Source organism: Ideonella azotifigens (genome assembly GCF_021043325.1).
In the GTDB taxonomy this organism is placed as follows: domain Bacteria; phylum Pseudomonadota; class Gammaproteobacteria; order Burkholderiales; family Burkholderiaceae_C; genus Ideonella; species Ideonella azotifigens.
The window spans coordinates 74,014-100,937 of sequence record NZ_JAJNKD010000007.1 but is presented as its reverse complement, the minus strand read 5'-3'; the positions used below and the strand labels follow the sequence as shown (position 1 = coordinate 100,937).

Genomic DNA, 26,924 nt, shown 5'->3' with positions numbered 1-26,924 from the left:
AGGCATTGCTGGCCTACGGCGAATTTGCAGTCGCTCTCGGCAGCCACAACTCAACGCGAGTCCCGGCCCCCGAAGCTTCGACCACAACCCGCGCCTCGTGCACCTTAGCCACCTCGGCGACGATGGCCAGGCCCAGGCGGCCGCTGGCGGCGGGGGTGCGGTCGCTGCCGGTGCGCAGCAGCAGTTGCTGCGCCGGCACTGGCATGCCGGCGCCGTCGTCGGTGACGATCAGGCCGGCCTCTTGTTCGGTGACCTGCATCAGCACGTCGACCCGGCCGCCGGGGCGTGAGAACTTGAGGGCGTTGTCGACGAGGTTGCAGAAGGCCCGGGTCAAGGCCTCGCGGTGGCCGAGCACGGCGACGCCGAAGACCAGCGCCTGCTCCAGCGTGCGGCCTTCCTGGACGGCGCGGCGCTCGAAGGTCTCGCAGGCCTCGTCGATCAGCGAGGCCAGGTCCAGCGAGACACGGCCGCTCAGCGGCAGGCGGCTCAGGCGGGCGATGTCCAGGAAGCGGTCCGTCATGGTCAGCGCGCGCTGCGCCAGGCGGCCGGTCCGCAGCAGCGTGTCTTCGCGCGGCGTGTCGGACAGCGCGGCGGCAATGGCCGTCAGCGGCGCGCGCAGGTCATGCGCCAGGAAGGCCAGCGTTTCCTCGCGCTCGGCGCTCATGCGCGCCTGCAGCTCGTTTCGCCTCAGCAGCTCGGTCTGTGCCGCACGCAGATCCGACAGCGCAGACCCCAGCGCCTGGGCGCGCTTGGCTTCGACGTCGGCGAGGCGGCGCAGGTGTTCGCTTTCGGCGCGCGCCCGCTCGGCCTCGTGCCGCAGCTGCGTGGCCATGGCCCGGTCGCGCACCTCGCGCCCGTGCGTGGCCTCGCGGGCGGCCGCCGCAGCGCGCGCGCAGGCATAGGCGCGGGCGTGGTCGCCGACCTTGGCATGCTGCTCGGCGACGAGGGTCAGCAAGTGGTCGGGCACCGTGAACCCTGGGATCTCGGCCGCGACATCGAGCGCCAGCCCCAGGTAGTGCAGCGGCGCACTGGTGGCCGCGGCCCTGGTCGGCGGCGCGAGCTCGAAACGGTCGTGCAGTTGGGCCAGAAACTGCAGCACCTCGATCTGGGCGGTCAGCTCGCCGTTGGCCACGGCGGTTGCGAGCGCTCGAAGGGCGTCCTGCTCGGCTTCCGGACCACGCCCCAGCAGGGACAGGGCACGGGCGCGGCCGATGTGAACCGAGAACAGGAACTGCTCGCGGTAGTGGCCGTGCGACTTTCGTTCGAGTTCCGCATAGGCGAGCAGCGCGGCTTGTGCGTCCCCTCGCTGGAGGGCAAACAGGCCGCTGAAGCTCAGTGCCGGCAGGTAGAAAAAGCAGCCCGTCAGCGGCGCCAGCACGTCGATGGATTCGTCCAGCATGGCCTGCGCGGCTTCGGGCTGGTCCAGCTTGGCCAGGACCGGTGCCATCTGCACCAGGCCGGCACCGATGGCCACCGGCCAGCCGGTGCGGCGCGCCATGTCCAGCGACTGCTGGGCCCAGTCGAGGGCAGCGCCGTGGTCGTTGAGCATGGAGAAGGCCAGGCCCAGGTTGGCGGCGGTCGAGATCTGCTTCCTGACCATGCCGCAACGCCCGGCGGCCGCCATCTGGTCCCGCAGCCAGGGAATCGCGGGGCCGTGGTCCCCGCGCTTGAAGGCCATGGCCACCCGGAAGTCGTTGGCCACCACCGTCAGGACCGGAATGCCAGTGGCGACCAGATCGTTCATGGCCGCCGCCCAGCAGGTCTCGGCGTTCGGGTCGTTGGCAGCCGCCGCGTTGTAGGCCAGGGCCGCATGGACCAGCGCAACGCGCAAGCCGTCGCCCCCGGCAACGGCGCAGTCGCGTGCGCGCGCCAGTGCTGCGTCACGCTCCCGGTACTGGCCCAGGTCGCTGGCGATGTTCGCGGCCAGCATCAGCGCGTCGCAGCAGCCCGCGTGCTCACCCCGGCCCATGAACGCCGCCAGCGCTGCCTGCGCCTGAGCGCCCGCGGCGTCGAAGTCGGCGCGCAACAGGCAGGCCTCGGCGCGCACGAGTGACAGGCGCGCAAGGGCCGTGCCGGCAACCGCCGGCGCGCTGGTGGCCAGCAAAGGTTGCGCTTCATCGGCCAGGACCGCGGCGAGCGCCGGGTCGCGCTGCCTCAGGTGCCAGGCAAGCGTCACCAGCTGCAGCGCGCGGGCTTCGCCGAAAAGCGCCGGCAAACGGTGCTGCCAGGCCGCGACGAATTCTTCGGTGGCAACCGGCTCCAGCGCTTCCATGAGATCCGCGCCGGGCTGCGGGTTCACCGTGAGGACCCCGGCGATTCCAGGCGGTAGCCCGAGCCGTAGACCGCCGCGAGCCGGATGTCCCGCCGCGCCAGCCCCAGCTTCTTGCGCAGCGCGTGCACGTTCTGCGCCAGCGTGTGGGGCGCCACTTCGCTGCTCTTGCCCCAGACGCCGGCAATCAGTTCAGCCCGCGGGATGAAGCGGTCCGGGTTGTTCATCAGCAGCCAGATCAGGTCGAACTCGCGCGGCGTCAGCGCGAAACGTGCGTCGGGCTCGTCGACGTCGCGCACGCTCTGGCGCGCATAGTCGAGCCGGTAGGGGCCGAAGCTGACGCTGCCGCTGAACGCGGCCGGCGCCTGGTTGACCCGGCGCGCCAAGGCCTGCAGCCTGGCGCGCAGCACCGGCCTGGCAACCGGCTTGGTCAGGAAGTCGTCCGCACCGGCCTCGAAGGCCGCGACCACCCGCTCCTCGTTGTCGACGGAGGTCAGCATGACGATGGGCACCGCCAGGCCAAAGCGCTCGCGCACCCGGCGCAGCACCTGGTAGCCGCTGAGGTCCGGCAGCATCCAGTCGAGCACGATGAGCTGCGGCGTGGACTCGGCCAGCGCCTCGAAGAAGCTGCCCGCGGTCCAGAAATGGCGGACCTGGAATTCCGTGGCCGCCAGGCTCGCCTTGAAGTGCGCTGCGTGCTCGGGATCGTCTTCCAGCAGAAAGCTGCGCATTCATTCCCTTCTATTGCCGCGTGCAAATGACCCAAGCGGCCCAAGCGATTATGCGGTCGAGGTCAGTTGCGCTTGTCGAGCAGGAAGGCGTGAGGCACGCCGTCCAGCAGGCCATTGCCGGCGATCTGGCCCTTGGCATTGATCGCCGTGGCCTGCACGAAGGTCCAGCCGGCGGCGTTGTCGACCAGGCTGGCGAGGTCGTGCATCTTGCCGCCCTTGTAGAAGAAGGCCGAGGGGGTGCCTGCCGCGTCCACCATGCCGCCGACCACCGCGTCATGGTCGTTGAGCGCGGTGGCGAAGCTGCTGCCGCCATCGGGCGCGCCCAGGTCGATCATCGTCGTGCCGTCGAAGAAGAAGGCGTGGTGGTTCACACCGTCTGCGACATCGGCGTTGCCCACCACGTGGCCAGCGGCATTGATGGCCATGCCGATGGAGGACCGGCCCCCCAGCGTGCCTAGCTCGCGCCAGAAGCCGACCGTGGGGTCGTAGAGGAAGGCATGCGAGCCGGAATACGGCACCTGCGTGGCGCCTGTGATCTGGCCCGCGTCATTGACGCCGCGGGCATCGCAGCCGGAGGTCGGCACCAGGCAGCTCAAGCGGGTGAGCTTGCCGTCCTGGTACTTGAAGGCGTAGATCGAGCCCCACACCGGATCCAGGATGCCGGTGCCCACGACCGTGCCGTTGCCGGAGATCGCATGGGCATGGCTCTCGCCGGTGCCAAGGGGAGCAATCTCGACGGCGCCGGCCGCCTTGCTCCACCAGGCCGACGTTGCCAGCGAGCTTTGCTTGTCCATCAAGGTGCCTGCGACCTGGCCGGCATCGTTCAGCGCGGCCCCAGCGATCACCGAAGGCACCGAATGCCATTGGCCGCCGAAGTAGCGCGCCACCTTGCCGTTGCGCTCGCCGAGCACGTTGGCATTGGCATTCAGGCTGGTCGCGCTGGTGTTGGGGCCCAGGTCCACAAGTTGGTAGGCCGGCGCGGCCAGGCAGGCCGGTGCGACGAGCGACAGCGCCGCCAAAAGCGCGGCACAGGAAAGGGAAGACGAATGCATCGTGAGCCTTTGAATGGCGAAAGATGAGGGACGGGGCCGCGCTGGCGACTACTGCCTGGTCGTCTTGACGGTGATGTTGTCGATCACCGTGTTGCCGTCGGCGGGGCCGCTGAACGAGAAGCCTGCGATGCCGGTGGCCGACTTGAAGTGCAGCGTCTGGTAGCGGCTGGTCGGCACGTCCTTGTAGCTGTCGACCCGCAGCACCTTGGAGTAGACCGGATTGCCATTGCTGTCCCAGGCGGAGAAGGTCGACTCCACGTACACCGCCACGTCGATCTGCATGGCCTTGAGGGTGGCGCCGAAGGCCGCGTCGAAGTTGATGGTGATCGGGGAGGAGGACCATCCACCCTCGCTGCTCAGCCAAATGCCGCTGCCGGCCGTGCCGCGCACGGTGTTGCTGGGGTCCGCCCAGTCGCCGTCCACCAGGCAATAGTTGCTTGTGCAGAAGTTGCTGGCGTTCGAGTGCTTGGCGAACCAGCCCGACTCCCAGGCCGGGAAATCAGCGTTGAAATCTTCCGTCTTGGTGGCGGCGTGCGCGGACAGCGCCGGCCCGAAAGCGCAGGCCGCAAGGCATGCGAGCTTGAAAACGGCGGTGCGGAAGGTCGTGGGCATGGGCGTGTTCTTTGGGGGCTGCAATGACCCCATTGAACGCGCCGGCGCCGCCCGGGACAAGGGCAACTATCAAACATCATCAATGGCCGTGCGGAGCTTCCGGCGCGCATCTGCGCGGCCTGTTCCTGACGGGCAGGCCGCTGGTGACCAACCTCCGTGTCGGCGCGGCAATCGGTGCAGTTGCCAGTACGGTTTTGGGAAAGTTTTGGGGTCGCTTGGGGACGCCCAAGGGGGTTGGATCGGACATTGAGTCCATCCACTGCTCACTGGACGGATCCCATGATCGAAGTCAACTGGCTGCTGTTTGTCGGCGCCTCGCTGGTGCTCATCCTCACGCCCGGCCAGGACATGATCCTGGTCATGTCGCGCTCCGTTGCGCAAGGCGCCGTGGCCGGCTTGGCCACGGCCACCGGGGTCTGCAGCGGGCTGGTGGTGCACACCGCCCTGGCGGCGCTGGGACTGGGCGCCGTGATCCGCGCCTCGGCATGGCTGTACCTGGGTCTGCAGATCGGCGGCGCCCTCTACCTGGCCCACCTGGGCCTGCAACTGCTGCGTGTGCCTGACCAGCCGTTGGCCATGACAAGCGCCGCACCGCAACGGCCGGCGCGCATGTTCCTGGACGGCGCGCTCTCCAATGTCTGCAACCCGAAGATCGCCGTGTTCTACCTCGCGTTCCTGCCGCAGTTCGTCGCCCCCGGTGCCTCGCACGCGACCGCGTCGCTGTTCGCCCTGGGCCTGGCCTTTGCGCTGCTCGCCCTGCTGGTCAAGGGCCCGATCGGGCTGGGGGCGGCGGCGCTGTCGGGCTGGCTGCGGGCGCATCCGCGCTCGCTGGTCTGGCTGTTTCGCTGCAGCGGCGTGGTGCTGCTGGGGCTCGGCGCCCAGTTGATGCTGCAGCGGCCGCTGTGACGCCCGGAACCGGTGATCGGCGGCTAGGGCCTGTTAACGCTACGGCAAGGGGCGCGAAGGCCAGGCACAAGGGGCCAATCTAGGCGTGGACCGCCGCCCGCACTCGTGTGCGGGCAAGGGATGCAACGACGAGTGGCCCCTTGTGCCTGGCCTTCCCGAAGGGTTGTGATCAAAAGGGCCGCACGCGGCGTTGCAAATCCTCGTCGGGTATCCAACCCGACTGCGGTTCGCGCCTTGCCTGCGGCCCTTTTGATCACAACGCGCTCCCTTGCCGTAGCGTTAACAGGCCCTAGGGTGCGTCGCCTGTGGCGAGCGCCTCAGCGGCCTCCTCGGTGAGCAGCCGCCCTTGCTGCACCAACCGCTCGGCCTGCGCCACGCCCAAGGCCGCGCTGGCCGCCGCGAGCACGCCCGCCAGCAGGGCTGCCTCCTGGGGCTCGAACGTCATGCCGCGCGACTCGTAGCCTTGACGCGCATGGCCCAGCAATTGCGCGGCCGGCCCGTGACGCCGCTCGGCCGAGGCCAGCGCGCACAGTGGCGGGCCCAGCGTCGGGGTCGCGAAGCGCCGGGCCGCCGCAAGACTGCGCGGCAGCAGGGCCCGCGCCTCGTCGAGCCGTCCCAGCGCCACCAGCGCCTCCAGCAATGGACCGATCACCCAGGGCAGGTTGCCATTGCGACCGCTGCCGTCGGCGTCCACGCGGGCCAGCAGCGCCTGGCCGCGCTCGGCAGCCTCAGCGTGACGGCTCAAGTGGCCCAGGACGCCGACGATGCTGGACTCGGCGGCCTCCGCCGCGTCCTGGTCCCCCAGCTGCTGCGCCAGCGCCAGCTCCTTTTCGCGCACGGCCAGCACGGCGAGACGGTCGCCCCGGATCACCGCCGCCCGGCCCAGCGCGCCAAGGATCCCGAGACGTTCGCGCGGCGTCAGGTCCGGGATGGCCTCGGCCAGGGTCTTCAGCTCGGCACAGGCTTCGGCGAGTTCAGGGTCCGCGACCGCGATGCTGCGCACCCAGCCGAGGGTGGCGCGCAACAACTGCCTGGGCTGGCCCAGGGAGCGCCACAGGGCCACGGCACGCCGTGCGGGCACCCGGGCGTTGGCATCGCGCCGGATCACGCCGACGCGGGCGCGCTCGGTCCACCACAGCGCCTGCACCTCGGCTGGCAGGGCCAGCCCGGCGGATTCCAGCATCCGGGGTTCCAGGGCCAGCAGCCAGTTGCCCGACTCGTGGCGCCAGATGGTGAAAGTGGTGACGCCGACGATGCGCGCGCTCAGTTGTGCCGCCACGGCGAGGTCGTGCCCTCGCGCCCAGGCGAGGGCGTCGCGGGCGTTCTCCATCTCGGGCAGGCACATGGCCGTGGTCACCGGGTCGCTCAGGATGTGGCGCGAAAAAAGCGCCAGCACCGCGCCGGCATGGCGCCTGCGAACGGTGGCAGCCTCGCCTGCCGGGGCATCGGCCTGCGCAGGCTGCTGCGCCAGCTGTTCCAGCGCAAAGGCCCGCAGGGTTTCGAGCAGCCGATAGCGTGGCGGATCCTCGCTGCTGACCACCACCAGCGAGCGATCGGCCAGCGTCGCCAGCCCGTCGATGACATCCCAGCGCGCCTGAGGATCGTCCGTCATCAGGCCCACGGCAAGGTCCAGCGTGAAGCCGTCGGCGAACACCCCGAGGGACCGGAACAGGCGCTGCTCCGTCGAGCCCAGCAGGGCGTAGCTCCATTCGAGCGCGTTATGCAGCGTTCGGTGGCGCGTGGCGGCGTCGCGGTGGCCGCGGGTGAGCAGCGCGAAGCGCTGCGCCAGCGCGTCATGCACGCCCTGCAGCCCCAGCAGCGGCACCCGCGCCGCCGCCATCTCCAGCGCCAGCGGCAGCCCGTCGAGCTGGGCGCAGACGGCATGCAGCAGCGGCTGGGCTGCGGGCGTCACGGCGAACCGATGGTCAGCTGCGATCACCCGCTCCACCAGCAGTGCCAGCGCGCCGTCGGGCGCCACGGCGCCGGTCCCCGCCTCCGGACCGACCAGGGCCAGCGGTTCGAGCCGCAGCACGCGCTCGCCGGCCACGGCCAGCGGGACCTGGCTGGTCACCAACAAGCGGACGCCGGCCAGCGGGCCCAGCAGCGAGGCCAGTTCGGCGCAGGCCTGGACCAGATGCTCGGCGTTGTCCAGCACCAGCAGCAGTTGCTGGCCGTCGAGCGCCGCCACCAACTGGGCCGGCGCATCCTCGTCGTGCCCGGTCAGGTGAAGGTCCAGCGCACGCGCCAGGGCACCGGTGATCTGCTGGTCCTGGTCCAGCGCCGCCAAGTCGACCCAGACGCTGCGGCCAGCCCAGCGCGCGGCCACCAGGCGCGCCAGGCTGGTCTTGCCCACGCCCGCCGTGCCGACCAGCGTGACGCAGCCTTCAACCTGCAGCAGCGCCTCCAGCCGGGCCAGGTCCGGGTCCCGGCCGATCAGGCGGCGGGCGGCAGGCCGCGGCGCCGCCGTTGCGACCGATGCAACGGGGGCTGGCTGCGGCGGTGTTGCCGTGGGCGCCGACAGCGGCATGGGCGGAACCGATGCCGCCTCGCCCACCTGCGCTGTGAAGCGGTAGCCGCGACCCGGCACGGTGGCGATCAGCTCGTTGCCCAGCACCTTGCGCAGGTTGCTGATCTGCATCTGCAGGTTCGCCTCCTCGACCACCAGGCCGGGCCAGACGCGGTCCAGCAGTTCGCCCTTGGTCAGCAGGTGTTCGGGCCGCTCGGCCAGCGCGATCAGCAGGTCCAGCGCCCGCCGGCCCAGCGTCGCGGGCTGGCCGTCCACCAGCAGGCGGCCCTCCTCCGGCTGCAGCTCGAAGCGCCGGGACGGCCCGAAACGCAAAGGCGCGATGACCGGTGATCGAGGTTGGGGGTTCGGCAAGACGCGTCCTTTCCGAGCGCGAGGCGGCGAAGCAGCTGCGGGAGCAGGCGCCAGGGGCCGATTTTGGCGAAGTTTTGGGACCGTTTGAGGACGCCAGGCGGGGCGACATCCACAGTTCGAACCACGCGCTGCCCACCGCTGGCCAGCCACCGCCCCACTCCCGACACAGGTGCCTACATGACCCAAGCTTCCCTGACAGCCGAACCCCGCATCGAGGCGCCCGCGACGAGCGCGACCAATGCAGATGCGCCCAGTCCAATGTCGTTTGCCATCCTGCGCAACACGCACGAGGCCTTCCGCACCAGCATCCGCCTGCAGCACGAGGCGCTGAAGCTGGGCGACAGCGCCAGCTTCGCCACCGAATGGCGGGACCTGCAGCGTGCGCTCGCCGTGCATGTGGCGATGGAGGACCACACCATGTTCGCACTGCTGGACGAGGTGGGTGCCGGGGCGATCACCGCCGCCCACCTGCCGGACGAGCACCAGGAGGAAGCGCGTTTTGCCGCGCGAGTGGATGCCGCGCTGGCGGCCGGCAGTCCGGCTTTGCTATACGGCACCTGGGCCGCCTGGCGCGAGGTGCACCTTGGCCACCTGCTGCACGAGGAAGCAGTGGTCACGCCGCTGACCATGCAGGCCGCGCCGACCCCGAAGGCACGCGGCCGCGTCGTGCACGAGCGCGTGATCGTGCCGACCGAGCAACTGCCGGATTTCGACTGGTCCGTCGGCTGGGTGACGCGCCACCTGGCCGAGTTCGGCTCGACCTCGCAGCCGCCCGTGGTCGCGACGCGGGTCTTCGCCTGGGGCCTGCAGAACGCCTGTTCACGCAGCCAATGGCGCCGCCTGCGGCCCGTCGTGCAGCGCAATTGCCCGCCCGTGCTGTGGGCCGAGATGGCCTCGCAGTTCGGCCTGGAGGGCGAAGGCGCCATCGACTGAAGCGACCGGCGGAGGCGCCGGATCCGGCGCTGTGCGATCATCCGCCCGTGACCTCCCGCCCTCCACGCCTTCAGCCTGCGCCGCGCCTCGTGGCCCGCGTGCTGTGCTGCGCGTCGATGGCTGCGGCCCTTCCCTTCGCGATTCGAATTCTCCAGGACCGTTGAGCTGCGGCGTCACGCCGGTGCCCAACGGTCCCCTCGCCTGCAGCGGCGCGCTTCCCGCGCCATCCCACGCGTTGACCCACGGAGAATTCCCATGCCTCATTCCGCTTCGTCCGCCCACCCGGGCACGGAGTCCACTGCCCATCCCCTGCTGTGCGACATCGAGCGCACTGCCCGGCGGCTGGCCGGCCAGGTGCTGCACACGCCGGTATGGCAATGGCAGACCGGCGCCGCCAGCCAGCTCGCCCCGCAGACCGAGGTCTGGCTGAAGCTGGAGTTGTTCCAGCACACCGGCAGCTTCAAGCTGCGCGGCGCATTGAACTGCATCCAGGCGCTGGACGCGCCTGCGCTGACGCGCGGCGTGGTAGCCGCCAGTGCCGGCAACCATGCGGTGGCGGTGGCCTACGCCGCACGCACCGCCGGCACGCATGCCCTGCTGTTCATGCCGCGCCATGCCAGCCCGGTGCGCGTGGCCGCCTGCCGCGAGCAAGGCGCCGAGGTGCTGCTGACCGACACCATCCACCAGGCCTTTGCCCAGGCACAGCAGGCAGCCACCGAAGGCCTCAGCATGATCCATCCGTTCGACGGCCCGCTGACCGCCGAAGGCACGGCCACCATCGGCCTGGAGCTGATGCGACAGGTGCCGTGGCTGGACGCGGTGGTCGTGCCGGTGGGCGGCGGCGGGCTGTGCGGCGGCATTGCCGCGGCGGTGAAGCAGCTCAACCCGCGCACCCAGGTCTTCGGCGTCGAGCCCTTCGGTGCCGATGCGATGTACCGCAGCTTCCAGGCCAATGCGCCACAGGTGCTGGCGCGCGTGGACACCGTGGCCGACAGCCTCTGCGCGCCCTATGCGCTGGCCTACAGCTACGGCGTGTGCCGGCGCTTCGTGGACGAGATCGTTCGGGTGAACGACCGCGAGATGGTCGCGGCCATGCACCACCTGTTCCGGGACATGAAGCTGGCGGTGGAGCCGGCCTCCGCCGCGTCCACCGCGGCCTTGCTGGGACCCTTGCGCGGGGCTCTGGCCGGCAAGCGCGTGGCCCTGGTGGTGTGTGGTGCCAACATCGACACGGCGCGCTTCAGCGAGCTGCTGGCCGAAGCCGCCTGAGCCGTTGCTGCCCAGCGGCCTGGGCGCGCGCTCGGGCCGCTCAGGCCACTCAGTCGGCCGTGATGTGGCCGACCTCGATCACCTTCTTCCACCGGGCAAATTCGGAAGCCTGCATGGCCTTGAACTGCTCCGGCGTGTTGCCGACGATCTCGAACCCCTGCTCCACAAGCTTGGGCTTCACCGACGGATCGTTGAGTGCGCTGACGATCGCGGCATGAAGCTTGGCTTTCACGTCGGGGGGCAGCCCTTTTGGTGCCGCCACGGCCTGCCAGGAGTAGACATCCGCGCCATGCACGCCGGCCTCACCGAGCGTGGGGGTCTGAGGCAGCAGCGGGGAGCGCTTGTCGCCGGTCACGGCGAGCGCCCGCAGCTTGTTGGCGTTGATGTGAGGGATCACGGCGTTGATGTTCTGGAACGAAGCGTCCACCACCCCGCCGAGCAAATCGGTCATGGCCGGGGCGCCCCCTTTGTAGGGCACGTGCAAGGCCGACGTGCCGGTCTGCTGCCAGAACAGTTCAGCGGTCAGATGATCCGAAGAGCCATTGCCCGAGGAAGCGAAGCTCAGCTTGCCCGGGTCTTTCTTCAACGCGGCAAGCAGGTCGGCCACCGACTTGAAGGGCGATGCCGCCGGGACGACCAGCACATTCGGCGCCTGCACCGCCACGGTCAGCAGATCGAAGTCCCTGGCTGCGTCATAGGCCACGTTTTTGATCAAGTGCGGCGCGATCACATAAGGCCCCAAAGACGACACCATCAGCGTGTACCCGTCCGGCGCTGCGCGCTTGACCTGGCCTGCGCCGATGGTGCCCGTGGCGCCCGGTCGGTTTTCCACGATGAAGGTGCCGCCCAACTTGTCCTGAAGCTTGGCCCCCAAGGTCCGCGCGATCGCATCGGTGGAGCCCCCCGGCGGAAAAGGCACCACCAGGGTCACCGGCCGCTCGGGATAGGCTGCCTGCGCCATGGAAGTCAGGCCGCCCAGGGCGACGGTGGCCAGCGCGAGCGCGACCCACCGTCGCATCGGCGATTTGGCTTTGAACATGATCTCTCCTGCAAGGTCGAACAAGGTGCCTCGGCCGACGGCAGCCCGCTCACCGGAGCGCCAGCGCACCGCAAGACCGGCTCTCCGCGCGGCGAAAGCTCGGCTTTGGCCGGCAACAGCCTCTGGGCACCTTGGCAATTGTTAACGTTAACATCAGGCCAAGTCAAAGGCGTTCGCCTCAGTGTTTCCCCGGGGAACGGGCGCGTCGCCGGGTGACTTCTAGAATCCCCCATCGCATGGCCCTCCCCCCTTCTGACCCGCCGCCGCCGCCGGCCTCCACCGAGACCCGCGGCGCAGTGACCATTCATCAGGTCGCCGCCCTCGCGGGGGTGTCCCTGATGACGGTGTCCCGAGCGCTGAATGAACCGCATCGCGTCGCCGGCCCGACCTTGGAACGCGTGCGAGCCGCCATCCACCGCACCGGCTATGTGCCCAACCTCGCAGCGGGCGGGCTGCGGTCCCTGAAGAGCCGGCTGGTGGTCGCCCTCATCCCGACGACCACCGGTCAACTGTTCGCAGGCATGATCGGCGCGCTTTCCGAGGCGCTGCGTGAGCGCGGCATCCAGCTCATGATCGGCGAAAGCGGCTACGGCGCGCACCGCGAGGATGACTTGCTGCGCGCCGCCATCGGCCGCAGGCCCGAAGGCATTTTCCTGACCGGCGTGATGCACTCGGAAGAGGGACGGCGGGCCTTGCAGTCCTGCGGCATCCCGATCGTCGAGACCTGGGACGAAACCGAGGCACCGCTGGACATGCTGGTCGGTGTCTCGCAGGTGCAGCTCGGATCCGAGGTCTGCCGGTATCTGCATGGCAAGGGGCATCGGCATCTGGCGCTGATCTCCGGCGACGATCCGCGCGCCGCCCGACGCCGCGAGGGCTTTTTGCAAACCGCCGCGATGCTGGGCCTGCCCCCGCCCGTCACGCACATGCTGACGGCCCCCACCACCCACGCGCAAGGGCGCCAGGCGATCGACTCGCTGCTGCGCCAGGCGCCACCGCGCATCGACGCTGTCTTTTGCAGCTCCGACATGCTGGCCCTGGGCGTGTTGACCCAATGCCGTGTCATGGGAGTGGCGGTCCCGGGCGACCTGGCCGTGGTCGGCTTCGGGGACCTGGACTTTGCCAGCAGCGTGGTGCCCGCCTTGACCACCGTCCGGATCGATGGCGACGCCATCGGCCGCATTGCGGCTGCGATGCTCGCCACCCGGGCCGAAGGCCTGCCCGTCGCCAAACGCAGGGTCGAGGTGGGGTTCACCGTGGTCTCGCGCGAGACCGCCTGAACCGGTGGCGGCTCAGGCGCGGTCGGCGGCGGCGGCGGCGGCCTGCTCGGCGTAAGGCCCCAGCTTCAGCAGCCGGGCCGCGTTCTGCTTGAGGATCAGCGGCTTGACCTGGTCCTTGAAGCCGGCTTCCTCGAAGTCGCTCATCCAGCGTTCGGGCGTGATCAGCGGGAAGTCGCTGCCGAACAGGATGCGGTCCTTCAGCAGCGTGTTGGCGTACTGCACCAGCTGCGCGGGGAAGTACTTCGGGCTCCAGCCTGACAGGTCAATCCACACGTTGGGCTTGTGCATGGCCAGGGAGATGGCCTCGTCCTGCCAGGGCCAGGACGGGTGGGCCAGCACGATCTGCATGTCGGGGAAGGCAATCGCCACGTCCTCGACCATCATCGGGTTGGAGTTCTGCAGCCGCAGGCCGCCCCCGCAGCGCATGCCGCTGCCAATGCCCGAATGCCCGCTGTGGAAGATGGCCGGCAGCTGGTATTCGGCGATCACTTCATAGAGCGGCCATGCCATGCGGTCGGCCGGCTCGAAGCCCTGCACCGTGGGGTGGAACTTGAAGCCCTTGACGCCGTATTCCTCGATCAGCTTGCGCGCCTCGCGGGCGCCCATCTTGCCCTTGTGCGGGTCGATGCTGCCGAAGGCAATCATGATGTCCGGGTTGGCCAGCGCGGCCTCGGCGATCTCCTCGTTCGGAATGCGCCGCCGGCCCATCTGCGTTTCGGCGTCCACCGTGAAGTTCACGAAGCCGATCTTCTTCTCGCGGTAGTAGGCAATCGTCTCGTCCATCGTCGGCCGGCGCGACGAGCGGAAGTACTTGTCGGCCGCACGGTCGAACTCCTCGCCGTAGTTGTCGAAGGGGTTGCGGCAGGACACCTCCAGGTGGGTGTGTGTGTCGATCGCGATCAGCTCGTCCAGGTTCATCGAGAAAGCTCCAAATTTGTTTAAGTAAAACAATCAATTGACGGGTGCGTCATCGGGGTTTTCACGGACAAATATTCGATTGATCTGCGGGCGCGCCAGCGCAAATAATGATTAAGTTGCTGAATCATTTTTCTGCCTCCACCGGCACCTGCCCATGACCCTCCCGGATTTCACCCCCGCCACCGGCCTGCTGGCCGGGCTGCCGTTGCTGCAGATCAGCCAGCAAGGCGCCGTGGCCCACCTGCGGCTGAACCGCCCGGCCAAGCGCAATGCGCTGAACGACCCGCTGATCGCCCAGCTGCACACCGCCCTGCTGAACCTGCCGGAAGACGTGGGCGCGGTGCTGCTGAGCGGCGAAGGCGAACACTTCTGCGCCGGGCTGGACCTGTCCGAGCTGAGCGAGCGCAGCGTGGCCGAAGGCATTGCGCACTCGCGCGGCTGGCATGCGGCGTTCGAGCAGGTGCAGTTCGGCCGGGTGCCGGTCGTGGCGGTGCTGCACGGCGCGGTGGTGGGCGGCGGGCTGGAGCTGGCCAGCAGCGCGCATGTGCGTGTGGCCGAGCGCAGCACCTTCTACGCGCTGCCCGAGGGCCAGCGCGGGCTGTTTGTCGGCGGCGGCGGTGCGGCGCGCATTCCGCGCCTGATCGGCACCGCGCGCATGACGGACATGATGCTGACCGGCCGCGTGCTGAGCGCCGACGAAGGCCTGCAGGCCGGCCTGTCCACCTACCTCACCGAGCCCGGCGAAGGCCTGGCGCAGGGCCTGGCGCTGGCCAGGAAGATCGCCGTCAACGCACCGCTGTCCAACTTCGCGGTGATGCAGGCGCTGCCGCGCATCGCCGGCCTGTCGCAGTCCGACGGGCTGTTCGTCGAGTCGCTGATGGCCGCCATCGCCCAGGGCGACGACGCCGCCAAGCAACGCATGCGCGCCTTCCTCGAAGGCCGGGCAGGCAAGGTGAGCGCCGCATGAGTGCGCCTGCCTATCGTGCATTGCGGGTTGGCGGTTGCCTGGAGGCGGCTGTCGAGTACCGCGACGATGGCACCGTGGTCCTGCGCTCCACCGAACCACTGTCGCCCTTCCCTGCCCGCCTGAGTGACCGGCTGGAGCACTGGGCGCGAGAAGCGCCGGAGCGAACGTTCATCGCCCGCCGTGGTGCGGACGGTGAATGGCAGCGCATCAGCTATGCGCAGATGCTGGCGCGCGCGCAGGCCGTGGGCCAGGCGCTGGCGCAGCGCGGGCTGTCGCACGACCGGCCGGTGGCCATCCTGTCGGACAACGACCTGGAGCACCTCACCCTGTCCCTGGGCGCGATGTGGGCCGGCGTGCCGTACACACCGGTCTCGGCCGCGTATTCGCTGCTGTCGCAGGACCATGCGAAGCTGCGCCACATCCTGGGCACGCTGACGCCTGGGCTGGTGTTCGCGTCCGGCCCGGCCTATGCAAAGGCGATTGCTGCGGCGGTGCCCGAAGGCGTGGAAGTCGTGCTGACCGACGGTGCGCTGGCTGGCCGCAGCACCACGCCCTTTGCCGAGCTGCTGGCCGCCACGCCCGGCCCGGAAGGCATGGCCGCGCATGCCGCCGTCGGCCCGGACACGCTGGTCAAGGTGCTGTTCACCTCCGGCTCCACCAAGCACCCCAAGGGCGTGATGAACACGCACCGCATGCTGTGCGCCAACCTGCAGATGATCCGCCAGTCCTTTGCCTTCCTGGGCGACGAGCCGCCGGTGCTGGTGGACTGGCTGCCGTGGAACCACACCTTCGGCGGCAACCACAACGTGGGCATTGCGCTGTACAACGGCGGCACGCTGTACATCGACGAAGGCAAGCCCACCGCCAGTGGCATTGGCCAGACGCTGCGCAACCTGCGCGAGATCTCGCCGACCATCTACTTCAACGTGCCCAAGGGCTTCGAGGAAATCGTCTCGGCGATGGACGAGGACGACGCGCTGCGCGAGTCGCTGTTCCGCCGCGTGAAGGCCTTCATGTACTCGGGCGCCGGCCTCTCGCAGGCCGTGTGGGACCGGCTGGATGCGCATGCCGAGCGCACCATCGGCCACCGCGTGCGCATGCTCACCGGCCTGGGCATGACCGAGACCGCACCGTCCTGCACCTTCGCGCTCGGCGAAGACGTGCGCTCCGGCCACATCGGCCTGCCCAACCCCGGCGTGGAGCTGAAGCTGGTGCCCACCGACGGCAAGACCGAGATCCGCTTCCGCGGCCCGAACGTCATGCCCGGCTACTGGCGCGAGCCGCAGCAGACCGCCGAGGCCTTCGACGAGGAAGGCTTCTACCGCACCGGCGACGCGGTCGCCTTCATCGACCCCGAACAGCCCCAGGGCGGCCTGCGCTTCGACGGCCGCATCGCCGAAGACTTCAAGCTCTCCAGCGGCACCTTCGTCAGCGTGGGCCCGCTGCGCGCCCGCGTGCAGCTGGACGGCTCGCCCTGCGTGCAGGACGTGGTGGTGGCCGGGCTGAACCGCGACGACATCGGCCTCCTGATCTTCCCCCGCGTGGACGAATGCCGCCGCCTGGCCGGCCTGCCGGCCGACACACCGGCCGCGCAGGTGCTCAGCGACGCCAAGGTGCGCGATTTCTTCCAGCAGCTGGTGAACCGCCAATGGGCGGCCGGCACCGGCGGCGCGACCCGCGTGGCGCGCGCGCTGGTGATGGCCACGCCGCCGCGGCTGGACCTGGGCGAGGCGACCGACAAGGGTTCCCTCAATCAACGCGCGGTGCTGGCCCATCGCGCGGCATTGGTCGATGCCTTGTACGACGGTCTGCCGGCCGATGCTCTCCATTCACTCACGGACGGCCTCGATGTGATTCGGCCGAAGACAGCATGACGATGATGAACCTGCAAGGCGTGGCCGCACTGGTCACCGGTGGCGGCTCCGGCCTGGGCGCGGCGACCGCGCGTGCGCTGGCGCAGCAAGGCGCCAGGGTCGCGGTGCTGGACATCAACGAGGCCGGCGCAGCCAAGGTCGCCGCCGAGATCGGCGGCCTGGGTTTGCGCTGCGACATCACCGACACCGCCAGCGTGCTGGCTGCGCTGGCCGCCGCGGCAGAAGCCCACGGCCCGGCGCGTGTGTTGATGAACGTGGCCGGCATCGGCGGCGCCAAGCGGCTGATCGCCAAGGACGGCACGCCGATGCCGATCGAGGACTTCCAGCGCATCATCAACGTCAACCTGGTCGGCACCTTCAACATGATCCGCCTGGCCGCCGCGGCCATGGTCAAGCTGGAACCATTGCAGGATGGAGCACGTGGCGTGATCGTCAACACCGCCTCGGTGGCAGCCTACGACGGCCAGATCGGCCAGGAAGCCTACGCGGCTTCGAAGGGCGGCCTGGTCTCGCTGACGCTGCCGCTGGCGCGCGACCTGGCGCAGTTCGGCGTGCGCGTGGCCACCATCGCGCCGGGCCTGTTCCTCACGCCGCTGCTGCACGAGCTGCCTGCCGAGGTGCAGCAGTCGTTGGCCGCGTCCATCCCGTTCCCCAAGCGCCTGGGCCAGCCGGAAGAGTTTGCCGAACTGGCGCTGCACATCGTCCGAAACGGGCACCTCAATGGCGAGGTGATCCGGCTGGATGGCGCCTTGCGCATGGCGCCCCGCTGAACTGTTTTCCCGATTCCCAAAAAGGGCCGCGCTGACGGCCCGCCCACAACGGAGACAAACCGATGGACCTTGATCGCAGACAGTTCCTGCTGGCCACTGGCGGCACGCTTGCCGCCGGTGCCCTGCCCGGCCTCGCGCAGGCACAAAACCTGGAGACCGCCCGCATCGTCGTGGGCTTCCCCCCTGGCGGCACCACTGACGCGGTGGCCCGCCGCATGGCCGACAAGCTGCGCGGCAACTACGCCAAGGTCGTGCTGGTGGACAACAAGCCCGGCGCGGGCGGACGCATCGGCGTGGACGAACTGCGCCGCAACCCGCCCGACGGCAGCACCCTGCTGCTCACGCCGGCCTCCATCATCACGCTGTACCCGCACATCTTCACCAAGCTGCCGTACACCACGGACGACGTGAGCCCCGTCAGCACGGCCTGCATCATCAGCTTCGCCTTCGGTGTCGGCCCGGCCGTGCCGGCTTCGGTGAAGAACCTCAAGGACTATTTCGCCTGGGTCAAGGCCAACCCGGCCCAGGCTGGCTACGCCACGCCCGGCGCCGGCACGCCGCCCCACTTCCTTGGCATGCTGCTGTCCAAGGAAAGCGGCGTGGAGTTGAACCACGTGCCCTACCGGGGCTCGGCGCCGGGCATCCAGGACCTGGTGGGCGGCCAGATCCCGGCCATGAGCTCACCCATTGGTGACTACCTGCCCCACCTGGCCAGCGGCAAGCTGCGCGTGCTGGCCACCTCCGGCCCCAAGCGCTCCCGCTTCACGCCCGACGTGCCCACCTACGCCGAACAAGGCTTCCCCGCGCTGCAGATCCAGGAGTGGTACGGCTTCTTCCTGCCCGGCAAGGCCTCGCCCGAAGCCGTCACCCGGGCGGCAGACGCCATTCGCGCTGCCGTCGCCCAACCGGATGTCGCCGAGGCCTTCTCCCAACTCGGCTTCGAAGCCTCCGCCATCACCCCGGCCGACATGGCCAAGGCCGTCAAGGCCGAGTCCGCCGCCTGGGGCCCGCTGGTCAAGCGGGTGGGATTCACGCCGGAGGCGTGAGTGCCTGCGACGGGGCCGACTTGGGCCCCCGTCGGCGCCGAAGAGATTCAGGCAGCCCGGCGCTTCTTCCGTCGCGCCCGCCACTGCACTTGGCCATGGCCGGAGCTCAGCGGCTGGCGGGGCAAATGCCCCTAGGTGCTGGACAATCCCGGCCATGAAGCCGAAAGCCGCAGCGCCGTCACCCGCAGCCTTGGTGCCCGAGGGCATCGACGAAGCCGCCCTGATGGGCGATCTGCGCGCGCTTGTCAGGTCGGCCCGCGAGCGAATTGCAGCGGCTGCGTACGCCACTCAGACCTTGCTGTGCTGGCACATAGGCAAGCGCCTTGCGAGAGAGCATCTTCAAGGCGGCAGGGCGGCGTATGGCAAGCAGATTCTCGTGACGGTGTCACGAGAATTGACGGCCGACCATGGCCGAGGGTTCAGCTACGCCGAGCTGGCCCGCATGATCCAGTTTGCCGAGGCATTTCCCAGCGAAGCCATTGTCGTGACGCTGTCACAACAATTGAGCTGGTCGCACAGCGCAGCGCGGCGCTGCGCTGCGACCCCGAAGGCGAGCAGCCGTGAACCCACCAATTCAATGCGAATTTTGACCAACTCGCGCCGGTGATCCGGGAGCCTGGTCAACCCCAGCGGCAGACGCCCCGCGCCGCCATTCCCCCGGCCGCTGCCCCGTCTGCGCCTGGAAGGCGCGGGACAGCGCGGCCTCGTTGCTGTAGCCCACCTCCTGGGCCACCAGCTTCAATGGCATGCCGGCAGCCAGGTGCTGCTGGGCCAGGCCGATGCGCCAGGCCTGCAGGTAGGCCCCGGGCGTGACGCCGACGACATCGCGGAAGGTGTTGGCGAAGGCCGTGCGGCTCATGCCGGCCAGTTCGGCCAGGCTTTCGAGTGACCAGGGCTGCTGCGGGCGCTCGTGCAGCGAGACCAGCATGTTGCGCAGCCTCGGGTCTGCCAGGCCGGCCAGCATGCCCGAGCGCACATGGCCCCGGTCCATCACCACCCGCAGCAGCTGGATCAGGAGTGCCTCGAACAGCCGGTCCAGCATGGCCTGGCGGCCGCAGTTGCGCGCATCGGCTTCCGAAAACAGGTGCCTCAACAGGAAATCCATTTCCGGTGCCTGGGCCAGCGGCAGCTGCACCACGTCCGGCAACGCCGCGGCCACCGGGTTGGCCACGCTGCCGGTGAACTCGATGTGGGCGCAGACCATGTCGGCGCCGCGCTGGGCGTCGGTGATGAAGCGGCGTGGCAGCGGCCGCGGGTAGAGCAGCAGGCTGGGCTCGCACACCTCCAGCGGCGGCGCCGCGCCGAAGTGGTCCACCGCCAACCGGCCAGCGCGGACGACGTGCAATTGCCCGCGCGTCTCATCTTCGCCAATGGCGTTGATGCCGCACAAGGCCCCGCTCTGGAAGGTGCGCGCCGAGACTGAAAAGCGCTCGAACAGCGCGGCGAGCCGGTCCATGGGTGTGGCCGTGCAGCCAGCTTCGTTGAGGTCAGGCGTGAGGCTCACTGTACTAATTGATATTTTTCAAGAACGCAAAGATACCAAACATACATACCCGGCAGGCAAAGTTCAGTCCATCGAACGCCGCGCTGAAGCCCTTTCTGGACCACAGCGCGGCGCCAACCCTCAACCGTCAGCCCAAAGGAACTGCCATGACCTCCGTTCGCACCCTGATCGCTTCTGCCGCCGCCGCCCTCGCACTCGGCATCACGGTCGGCTCCGCCACTGCCGCCGGCAGCCCCGGCGTGGAGCACCAGACCCAGGCCTTCCTGGAGGCCCTGGCCAAGGGCGGCGGCCAGCCGCTGGAAACGCTGAGCCCGGCCGATGCGCGCCAGGTGCTGGTCGGTGCGCAAGCTGGCGCCAAGCTGCCGCCGGCCGACGTGAGCGAGAAGACCATCCAGGTGAACGGCCAGCCGCTGAAGCTCCACATCGTGCGGCCCGCGGGCGCCAAGGGCGTGCTGCCAGCCTTCATCTTCGTGCACGGCGGCGGCTGGATTTTGGGCGACTTCCCCACCCACGAGCGCTTCGTGCGCGACCTGGTGGCCGACTCCGGCGCGGTCGCGGTGTTCGTCAACTACACGCCCTCGCCCGAGGCGCGCTATCCGGTGGCCATCCAGCAGATCTATGGCGCAACCAAGTGGGTGGCCGAGCACGGCGCCGAGATCGGCGTGGACGGCCAGCGCCTGGCGGTGGTGGGCAACAGCGTGGGCGGCAACATGGCGGCCGTCACCGCGTTGATGGCCAAGGAACAGCATGGCCCCGCGCTGCGCGCCCAGGTGCTGTTCTGGCCGGTGACCAACGCCAGCTTCGAGAACGCCTCCTACGACGAATTCGAGGCCGGCCACTTCCTGACCCGGCCGATGATGAAGTGGTTCTGGGACGCCTACACCAGCGACGCCAAGCAACGCCAGGACATCCACGCCTCGCCGCTGCTGGCCACGACCGAGCAGCTGAAGGGCCTGCCGCCCGCGCTGGTCATCACCGCCGAGAAGGACGTGCTGCGCGACGAAGGCGAAGCCTACGGCCGCAAGCTCGACGCCGCGGGCGTGCCCACCGTCGTCACCCGCTACAACGGCATGATCCACGACTTCGGCCTGCTGAACGTGCTGGCCGACGTGCCGGCGACCCGCGCCGCGCTGCACCAGGCGGGTGAAGTGCTGAGGGCTGGCCTGCGCTGAGCCGCAGGCGGCGGTTCAGCGTTCGCGCGCAGGCAGCACCGTGCCGCGGCAATCGCCGAAGCCGATCCTGGCAAAGCCCTCGCGCACGCCCCAGGCGCGCAGGATCACGGTGTCGCCGTCTTCCAGCGTCGTGCGGGTTTCGCCGTTGCCCAGGGCCACCGGCCGCTGGCCGTTGTGGCCCAGCTCCATCAGGCAGCCCTGCTCGCCCTGGCGCGGGCCGGACTGGGTGCCGGTGCCCAGCAGGTCGCCGGGCCGCAGGTTGCAGCCGTTTTCGGTGTGGTGCGCCAGCATCTGCGCCAGGCCCCAGTGGGCATGCCGCGAACTGCTGTGGCTGATGCGGAAGGCCTGCCCCTGGCTGGCGGCCGTGGCCAGCCAGACTTCCAGTGTCAGGTCGAGGCCGGAGCGCGAGGCGCCCCCGCCTTCGGCCAGGTTGGGCCCGCCGGGCGGGTCGCCGGCCTCTCGCGCCAAGGGGCAGCGGAACGGCGCCAGGGCCTCCAGCGTGACGATCCAGGGCGACACAGTGGTGAGGAAGTTCTTGGCCAGGAACGGGCCCAGCGGCAGGGACTCCCAGCCCTGCACGTCACGGGCCGACCAGTCATTGAGCAGGCAGACGCCGAACAGGTGGGACTCGGCCTCGGCAAGCGGCACCGGCTGGCCGCGTTCGTTGCCGGGCCCCACATAGGCCCCCAGTTCCAGCTCGTAGTCCAGCTTGCACGTGGGCGCGAAGACCGGCTCGGCCTGGCCCGGCCGGCGGTACTGTCCCCAGGGACGCGGCAGGCCCGCGCCACTGACCTCGATGGACGAGGATCGCCCGTGGTAGCCAATGGGCAGCCAGCTGAATTGCGGCAGGGCCGGCTGGGTCGGCTGGAACATGCGGCCCATGTTCAGCATGTGGGCCCGCGAGGTGAAGAAGTCCGTGTAGTCGCCAATGGCCGCCGGCACCGCATGCTCGGCCTGGGCCTGCGGCACCAGGCAGCCGGCCAGCCGGCCGGCCTCGGGCGCGCCTTCGCGAAGCACCGCCGAGAGGCCTGCCCGCAGCGCGGACCAGGCCGCCGGCCCCAGGGCCATCAGCGCGTTGAGCGTGGGCTGCGCGGCGGCCTCGGCCGCGGCCCGCAGGCCGGCTGGAAAGACCTCGGCGGCGAGCGCCTGCCGCATGTCGAGGATCTGGTCGCCAATGGCCACGCCGCCGCGAAAGGCCTCGGCGCTGCCGGCACGGCGGAACACGCCATGTGGCAGGTTCTGGATCGGGAAGTCGGTCCCGGGCAGGTTGGCGGCGTCCACCCAGCTGCGCAGGCGGGCATCGTGTGTGGCATTCAAGGTCATGGCGAGGTGTTCCAGAAAGCACAAGGCCGAAGGGCCTGGGCGGCTGCAGGCACAGGCAGGTCAGAAGCGGTGGCGGATGCCCAGCGCGAAGCCGGTGCCGCTGCTGAGCTCGGTCATCCGGTCGTCCATCACCACGGCGTACAGGTCGGTGCGCTTGGACAGGTCGTGGCCATAACCCAGGCTGGTGGTGGTGCGGTGCAGGTCCTGGGCCCCGGCGCGCTGCATGCCGGTGCGGGCCGACGACAGCAGCCAGCGGCCGCTGCCCATCGGCGCGGAGAGGCCGAGCTGGTAGGTCTTCAACTCGATGTCCTGCGACCGCCCGGCGCGCAGGCCGGCCATGCGGGTGTCGATCGCCTGGCCGAACAGCTTGACGACGCCAAAGTCGTAGGAAGCCCCCAGGTTCCAGGTCTTCAGGTCGTGGGCGGTGTAGGGCGGCACGGCACCGGCCAGCGCGGTATCCCACAACGGGAAGGTGAGCGCGGCGTCCTGCACATGCTCCACCGAGAGGGTGGCCGCAAGATCACCTGCGCTGTAGCTCAGGCTGCCCCCGATGCGACGCCCGCCATTGCTCTTGTTGTCGGTGACCTGCAGCGCCGCCACCAGGCCGGCCAGCCTGGGCGAGGTGTAGGCCACCGAGCCGTTCCAGCCGGAGTCGGTGGCGCCGCTGCCGGTGGTCATGGGCTGCGTGGGGCTGCCCACATAGGTCTGCAGGAAGGTGGGACTCAAGGACGACGATGCGCCGAACGGGTTGAAGCGGATCATGTTCAGGAAGCCCGGCGTGGACATGCGGCCCAGCCTGAGCGTGCCCCAGTCCCCGGCCACGCCGACCAGGGCGCTCTTGCTCCAGAAGGTCTCGCCCGGAATGCCGCGCGTGGCGGCGCCCAGGTCAGGCCGGAAGAAGGTGCTGAGGTCGAACAGGCCGCGCCATCCGCCGCCCAGGTCTTCGGTGCCACGGAAACCGAGCTGCGAGGTCTCCATCAGGTTGCTCTCCACCTGCCGGTCGCGGCTGCCGCCGGCCAGCTGCTTCTGGTAGAGGCCGGCGTCCATCACGCCGTAAAGGGTGACGTTCGATTGGGCACAGGTGGTGCCGGCGGCCAGGGTCAGGCAAGCGGTGAGGGAGCTGTGCAAAAGGCACTGGTTCATCATGTCTCCTCGTGGGGTCGTTGTCGGTGGGTTGGAAATCCAGGGCGAACGATGCCGTGCGGCGGCCCCAAGGCCACCGCAGGGCGGGAATGAAGGAACGGGGCCGGCGGCGAGGCGCCGCCGAGGTTCAGCCGGCGGCCATCAAGGCCTCGTCGAAGATGGCCACGGCACGGGTCCACCCGGCCGAAGCGCCACGCACCTTGTGCGGGAAGCAGGAGACATGGAAGCCGTCGCTGGGCAGCGACTCCAGGTTGTGCAGCTTCTCGAGGTGGCTGTAGCCGATGTCACGCCCCGCCTTGTGGCCCTCCCAGATCAGGCTGGCGTCCTGCGTCTCGCGGTATTTCTTGGCGGTGTGCACAAACGGCGCGTCCCAGCTCCAGGCGTCGGTGCCGGTCAGCCGGATGCCCCGCTCCAGCAGGTACATCGTGGCCTCGTAGCCCATGCCGCAACCGGCCGAGACATAGTCGGGATGGCCATAGCGCTCGCCGGCCCGCGTGTTGATCAGCACGATCTCCAAGGGCTTGAGGCGGTGGCCGATGCGGTCCAGCTCCGCTGCCACATCGGCGGCCGTCACCACGTAGCCATCGGCGAAGTGACGGAAGTCCAGCTTCACCGCCGGCTGGAAACACCACGCCAGCGGCACGTCGTCGATGGTGGTGGACTTGCGGCGCTCGCCCAGCGCAGCGTCCATGCTGCTGTGGAAGTGATAGGGCGCGTCGAGATGGGTGCCGTTGTGGGTGGAGAGCTGCACCAGTTCCACCGCCCAGCCTTCGCCATCGGGCAGGTCCTCGCGCCGCAGGCCGGGGAAGAACGGCTCGATCTGCTCGTAGCTGTGCGCGTGGGTGAAGTAGGTGATGCGGGGCTCCAGGCCCGGCGGGTCGGAGGCCACCTCGTTTTCGAGGTAGATCGAGAGGTCGACAAAGCGGCGTGTCACAGGCAGGTCCTCGAAAGGTGGAAACAGGAGAAGGCTCAACGGCGCTGCCAGCGCAGCAGGTGGGCCTCGGCGGCCGCGAGCGCGGCATTGCTGGCGAAACCGATGCCGCCCAGCAGCATCACGCCGGCAAACAGCTCGCTGGCCTGGTACGACCGGGCGGCCAGCAAGATGGCCTGGCCCAGCCCGGGTTGGGAGGCCAGCATCTCGCCTACCACCGACACGATCAGCGAAATCGTCATCGACAGGCGCATGCCCGCCAGGATGTCCGGCATGGCATGGGGCAGTCCCACCTGGGCCACGAAGGCCCGGCGGGAGAGCTGCAGCGCGCGGCCGACCTCGCGCAGTCGCCCATGCAACGCGCCGAAGCCGTGCACCGTGGCCAGCAGCACGGGCCACATCGCACCGAAGGCCACCACCGCGAGCACCATGCCGGCTGACAGGCCGAACAGCGCAATCGCCAGCGGCATCAGCGCCGAAGCAGGCAGGGGCCGCATGAACTCCAGCGTCGGCTGCAGCCAGCGGCGGGCGGCCTCGGAGCTGCCGATCAGCGCCCCCAGCACCACGCCGCACAGCGAGGCCAGGCCCCAGCCCAGCAGCATTCGCCCCACCGTGGCCAGCGTGTCGCTGCCCAGCGAGCCCCCGGTGAACCCATCGCCCAGCGCGCCAAAGGCGGCTTCGGGCGTGGGCAGGAAGGCCCGGTTCATCCAGCCCAGGTGGCTGGCCAGCCACCACAGCCCCAGCATCGCGGCCAGCAGGGCCACCGAGCCGGCCGTGTGACGCAAGTCGAGTTTCATGGCCAAGCTCCCATGCGGCGGGCCAGGCCCTGCTGCAGCGCGCCCGCCGCCGCGTTGATGCCCAGGCCGAGCGCACCGATCCACAACAGCCAGGCCAGCATCAGCGCCGGATTCAGGCTTTGCTGGGACAGCATCAGCGCGTAGCCGATGCCGTACGGGTTGGCCGCGATCTCCACCGTGACAGCCACCATCAGCGCAATGGCCACTCCCAGGCGCAAGGCCACGAACAGGCGCGGCAGCACGGCCGGCAGCACGATCTTCAGGAACCGGTCGCGGGGCTTGAGCTGCAGCGCTGCGCTCACCTCGAGCAGCCGCGGCTCGATCTGCCGCACCGCAGCCTGGGCCAGCACCAACACCGGCCAGACGGTGGCGAAGGCCACCACGCTGGTTTCCATCGTCACGCCGAAGCCGAAGATCAGCATGGCCAGCGGAATCAAGGCCACCGACGGGATGGGCCGCAGCACTTCGATGGTCAGGAAGCTCACGCTCGCCGCCTGCCGCCACAGGCCAAGCACGGTGCCCAAGGCCAGCCCGGCCAGCCCCCCCACCAGCAGCCCCAGCGCAGCGCTGCCCAGCGTGAAACCGGTGGCGGCCAGCAGGCTGCCGTCGGCCACCGCGCCCATCAGCGCCCGCAGCGCCGCGCTGGGCGGCGCCAAGGCATCGCTGTGCTGCCCGGCCGTGCGGGCGAAGACCTCCAGGCCGGCCAGCAGCACCGTCGGCAGCACCGGGCCCTGCCAGCGATCAGTCATGGCTGTGCCCCAGGAAGCCATAGAGCTCGCGGCGCAGGCGCAGGAACTCGGGCAGTTCCTTGGTGCCGAGTTGGTCGCGGGGCCGCGGCAGTTGGACGTCGATCACCCGCGCCAGACTGGGACGCTCGGGCGTGGGGTTGGCGCGCAAGGCGACCACGCGGTCGCCCAGGTACAGAGCCTCCTCCAGGTCATGGGTGACGAAGAGCACCGTCAGGCCTCGTTCGCGCACCAGGCGGGCGAGTTCGTCCTGAAGGCTCTCGCGCGTCATCGCGTCCAGCGCTCCGAAGGGCTCGTCCATCATGATCAGCTCGGGCTCCTGCGCCAGGCAACGCGCGATCTGCACCCGCTGCTGCATGCCCCCCGAGAGCTGCGCCGGGAACTTGGCGGCATGCGCCGCCAGCCCCACCGTGGTGAGCACACGCTCAATGCGGGCGGCCCGGTCGGCCGGGGCCACCCCGGCCGCCTCCAGGGCCAGGCTGATGTTGCCCGCCACGGTGCGCCACGGCAGCAGCGCGCGCCCATAGTCCTGGAACACAAACGCCACTTCGCGGGACGGGCCCGCAACGCGTTGCCCGCCCCGCATCACCGTGCCGCTGGAGGGCGTCTCGAAACCGGCGGCAGTGCGCAGCAAGGTGGTCTTGCCGCAACCCGAAGGGCCGACGATGCAGACGAACTCGCCCCGCGCGATGTCCAGGCTGGTGGGAGACAGGATGACCCGCGCACCGAAGTGCATGGCCACGCGGTCGAAGCGCAGCAGGGTC

General features: G+C 69.7%; 24 protein-coding genes. 10 read left to right on the top strand and 14 right to left on the bottom strand.

Going from position 1 to position 26,924, the window contains the following annotated elements; all coding sequences use genetic code 11:
• Nucleotides 1–13 precede the first annotated feature (13 nt).
• From LRH25_RS33125 to LRH25_RS16300, 4 genes are all read right to left on the bottom strand, one after another.
• A complete protein-coding gene (locus tag LRH25_RS33125) occupies nt 14–2,299 on the bottom strand; it encodes a sensor histidine kinase (RefSeq protein ID WP_231011654.1) in 2,286 nt (761 codons plus the stop codon).
• Entirely contained in the window at nt 2,296–3,000 is a 705-nt protein-coding gene (locus tag LRH25_RS16310; protein ID WP_141290198.1) for a response regulator transcription factor, read from the bottom strand. The genes LRH25_RS33125 and LRH25_RS16310 overlap by 4 nt, the downstream gene beginning before the upstream one ends.
• A gap of 62 nt (nt 3,001–3,062) precedes the next feature.
• A complete protein-coding gene (locus LRH25_RS16305) occupies nt 3,063–4,052 on the bottom strand; it encodes a hypothetical protein (RefSeq protein ID WP_141290199.1) in 990 nt (329 codons plus the stop codon).
• Nucleotides 4,053–4,100: 48 nt separating this feature from the next.
• Nucleotides 4,101–4,664 carry a hypothetical protein gene (locus LRH25_RS16300; RefSeq protein WP_141290200.1) on the bottom strand — a complete coding sequence of 188 codons (564 nt, stop codon included), beginning with the start codon at nt 4,662–4,664 and terminating at the stop codon, nt 4,101–4,103.
• A 279-nt stretch (nt 4,665–4,943) separates the two neighbouring features.
• On the opposite strand from LRH25_RS16300, the gene LRH25_RS16295 reads away from it, so the two are divergent.
• Nucleotides 4,944–5,570 carry a LysE family translocator gene (locus LRH25_RS16295; protein WP_141290201.1) on the top strand — a complete coding sequence of 209 codons (627 nt, stop codon included), beginning with the start codon at nt 4,944–4,946 and terminating at the stop codon, nt 5,568–5,570.
• 289 nt (nt 5,571–5,859) lie between these two features.
• Here LRH25_RS16295 and LRH25_RS16290 read toward each other — a convergent pair whose 3' ends face one another.
• Nucleotides 5,860–8,448: an ATP-binding protein gene (locus LRH25_RS16290; protein WP_231011652.1), complete on the bottom strand. Its 2,589-nt coding sequence runs from the start codon at nt 8,446–8,448 to the stop codon at nt 5,860–5,862.
• 177 nt (nt 8,449–8,625) lie between these two features.
• Here LRH25_RS16290 and LRH25_RS16285 point away from each other — a divergent pair, with 177 nt between their 5' ends.
• Together LRH25_RS16285 and LRH25_RS16280 are read left to right on the top strand one after the other, a co-directional pair.
• Nucleotides 8,626–9,381, top strand: coding sequence for a hemerythrin domain-containing protein (locus tag LRH25_RS16285; RefSeq protein WP_141289068.1), 756 nt, complete (start codon nt 8,626–8,628; stop codon nt 9,379–9,381).
• 255 nt (nt 9,382–9,636) lie between these two features.
• Nucleotides 9,637–10,650, top strand: a complete 1,014-nt coding sequence (locus LRH25_RS16280) for a threonine ammonia-lyase (RefSeq protein WP_141289070.1) — start codon at nt 9,637–9,639, stop codon at nt 10,648–10,650.
• 49 nt (nt 10,651–10,699) lie between these two features.
• On the opposite strand, the gene LRH25_RS16275 is transcribed toward LRH25_RS16280, so the two are convergent.
• On the bottom strand, nt 10,700–11,689 hold the full coding sequence (locus LRH25_RS16275) for a Bug family tripartite tricarboxylate transporter substrate binding protein (protein WP_375140596.1): 990 nt from the start codon (nt 11,687–11,689) through the stop codon (nt 10,700–10,702).
• Between the two features lie 236 nt (nt 11,690–11,925).
• Here LRH25_RS16275 and LRH25_RS16270 point away from each other — a divergent pair, with 236 nt between their 5' ends.
• Entirely contained in the window at nt 11,926–12,969 is a 1,044-nt protein-coding gene (locus LRH25_RS16270) for a LacI family DNA-binding transcriptional regulator (RefSeq protein ID WP_141289072.1), read from the top strand.
• Between the two features lie 12 nt (nt 12,970–12,981).
• On the opposite strand, the gene LRH25_RS16265 is transcribed toward LRH25_RS16270, so the two are convergent.
• Nucleotides 12,982–13,887, bottom strand: coding sequence for an amidohydrolase family protein (locus LRH25_RS16265; RefSeq protein WP_141289073.1), 906 nt, complete (start codon nt 13,885–13,887; stop codon nt 12,982–12,984).
• A 154-nt stretch (nt 13,888–14,041) separates the two neighbouring features.
• Here LRH25_RS16265 and LRH25_RS16260 point away from each other — a divergent pair, with 154 nt between their 5' ends.
• The 5 genes from LRH25_RS16260 (at nt 14,042) to LRH25_RS16240 (ending at nt 19,151) form a co-directional block, all read left to right on the top strand.
• Nucleotides 14,042–14,854, top strand: coding sequence for a crotonase/enoyl-CoA hydratase family protein (locus LRH25_RS16260; RefSeq protein ID WP_231011651.1), 813 nt, complete (start codon nt 14,042–14,044; stop codon nt 14,852–14,854).
• Nucleotides 14,851–16,728, top strand: coding sequence for a feruloyl-CoA synthase (locus tag LRH25_RS16255; protein ID WP_231011649.1), 1,878 nt, complete (start codon nt 14,851–14,853; stop codon nt 16,726–16,728). The genes LRH25_RS16260 and LRH25_RS16255 overlap by 4 nt, the downstream gene beginning before the upstream one ends.
• Before the next feature lie 5 nt (nt 16,729–16,733).
• A complete protein-coding gene (locus LRH25_RS16250) occupies nt 16,734–17,498 on the top strand; it encodes an SDR family NAD(P)-dependent oxidoreductase (protein WP_231011789.1) in 765 nt (254 codons plus the stop codon).
• A gap of 62 nt (nt 17,499–17,560) precedes the next feature.
• A complete protein-coding gene (locus LRH25_RS16245) occupies nt 17,561–18,544 on the top strand; it encodes a Bug family tripartite tricarboxylate transporter substrate binding protein (RefSeq protein ID WP_141289898.1) in 984 nt (327 codons plus the stop codon).
• Between the two features lie 154 nt (nt 18,545–18,698).
• Nucleotides 18,699–19,151, top strand: a complete 453-nt coding sequence (locus LRH25_RS16240; protein WP_141289899.1) for a DUF1016 N-terminal domain-containing protein — start codon at nt 18,699–18,701, stop codon at nt 19,149–19,151.
• On the opposite strand, the gene LRH25_RS16235 is transcribed toward LRH25_RS16240, so the two are convergent.
• Nucleotides 19,119–20,000, bottom strand: coding sequence for an AraC family transcriptional regulator (locus LRH25_RS16235; RefSeq protein WP_141289900.1), 882 nt, complete (start codon nt 19,998–20,000; stop codon nt 19,119–19,121). The genes LRH25_RS16240 and LRH25_RS16235 overlap by 33 nt on opposite strands.
• Nucleotides 20,001–20,194: 194 nt before the next feature.
• Between LRH25_RS16235 and LRH25_RS16230 the strand changes: the two genes are divergently transcribed.
• Complete coding sequence (locus LRH25_RS16230) at nt 20,195–21,220, top strand: alpha/beta hydrolase (RefSeq protein WP_231011647.1); 1,026 nt, start codon at nt 20,195–20,197, stop codon at nt 21,218–21,220.
• Between the two features lie 15 nt (nt 21,221–21,235).
• Here the strand turns inward: LRH25_RS16230 and fahA are convergent, their stop codons facing one another.
• The 6 genes from fahA to LRH25_RS16200 form a co-directional block, all read right to left on the bottom strand.
• Nucleotides 21,236–22,543 carry a fumarylacetoacetase gene (fahA, locus tag LRH25_RS16225; RefSeq protein ID WP_231011646.1) on the bottom strand — a complete coding sequence of 436 codons (1,308 nt, stop codon included), beginning with the start codon at nt 22,541–22,543 and terminating at the stop codon, nt 21,236–21,238.
• Nucleotides 22,544–22,603: 60 nt separating this feature from the next.
• Nucleotides 22,604–23,686: a porin gene (locus tag LRH25_RS16220; protein WP_170201056.1), complete on the bottom strand. Its 1,083-nt coding sequence runs from the start codon at nt 23,684–23,686 to the stop codon at nt 22,604–22,606.
• A 127-nt stretch (nt 23,687–23,813) separates the two neighbouring features.
• The gene (locus LRH25_RS16215; RefSeq protein WP_141290225.1) at nt 23,814–24,620 is read right to left on the bottom strand and encodes a cyclase family protein; all 807 of its coding nucleotides are present in this window, start codon (nt 24,618–24,620) and stop codon (nt 23,814–23,816) included.
• Between the two features lie 35 nt (nt 24,621–24,655).
• Nucleotides 24,656–25,414 carry an ABC transporter permease gene (locus LRH25_RS16210; RefSeq protein WP_141290226.1) on the bottom strand — a complete coding sequence of 253 codons (759 nt, stop codon included), beginning with the start codon at nt 25,412–25,414 and terminating at the stop codon, nt 24,656–24,658.
• The gene (locus LRH25_RS16205; RefSeq protein WP_231011645.1) at nt 25,411–26,163 is read right to left on the bottom strand and encodes an ABC transporter permease; all 753 of its coding nucleotides are present in this window, start codon (nt 26,161–26,163) and stop codon (nt 25,411–25,413) included. The genes LRH25_RS16210 and LRH25_RS16205 overlap by 4 nt, the downstream gene beginning before the upstream one ends.
• Complete coding sequence (locus LRH25_RS16200) at nt 26,156–26,896, bottom strand: ABC transporter ATP-binding protein (protein ID WP_231011785.1); 741 nt, start codon at nt 26,894–26,896, stop codon at nt 26,156–26,158. Before LRH25_RS16200 ends, LRH25_RS16205 begins: the two co-directional genes overlap by 8 nt.
• Nucleotides 26,897–26,924: the final 28 nt, after the last annotated feature.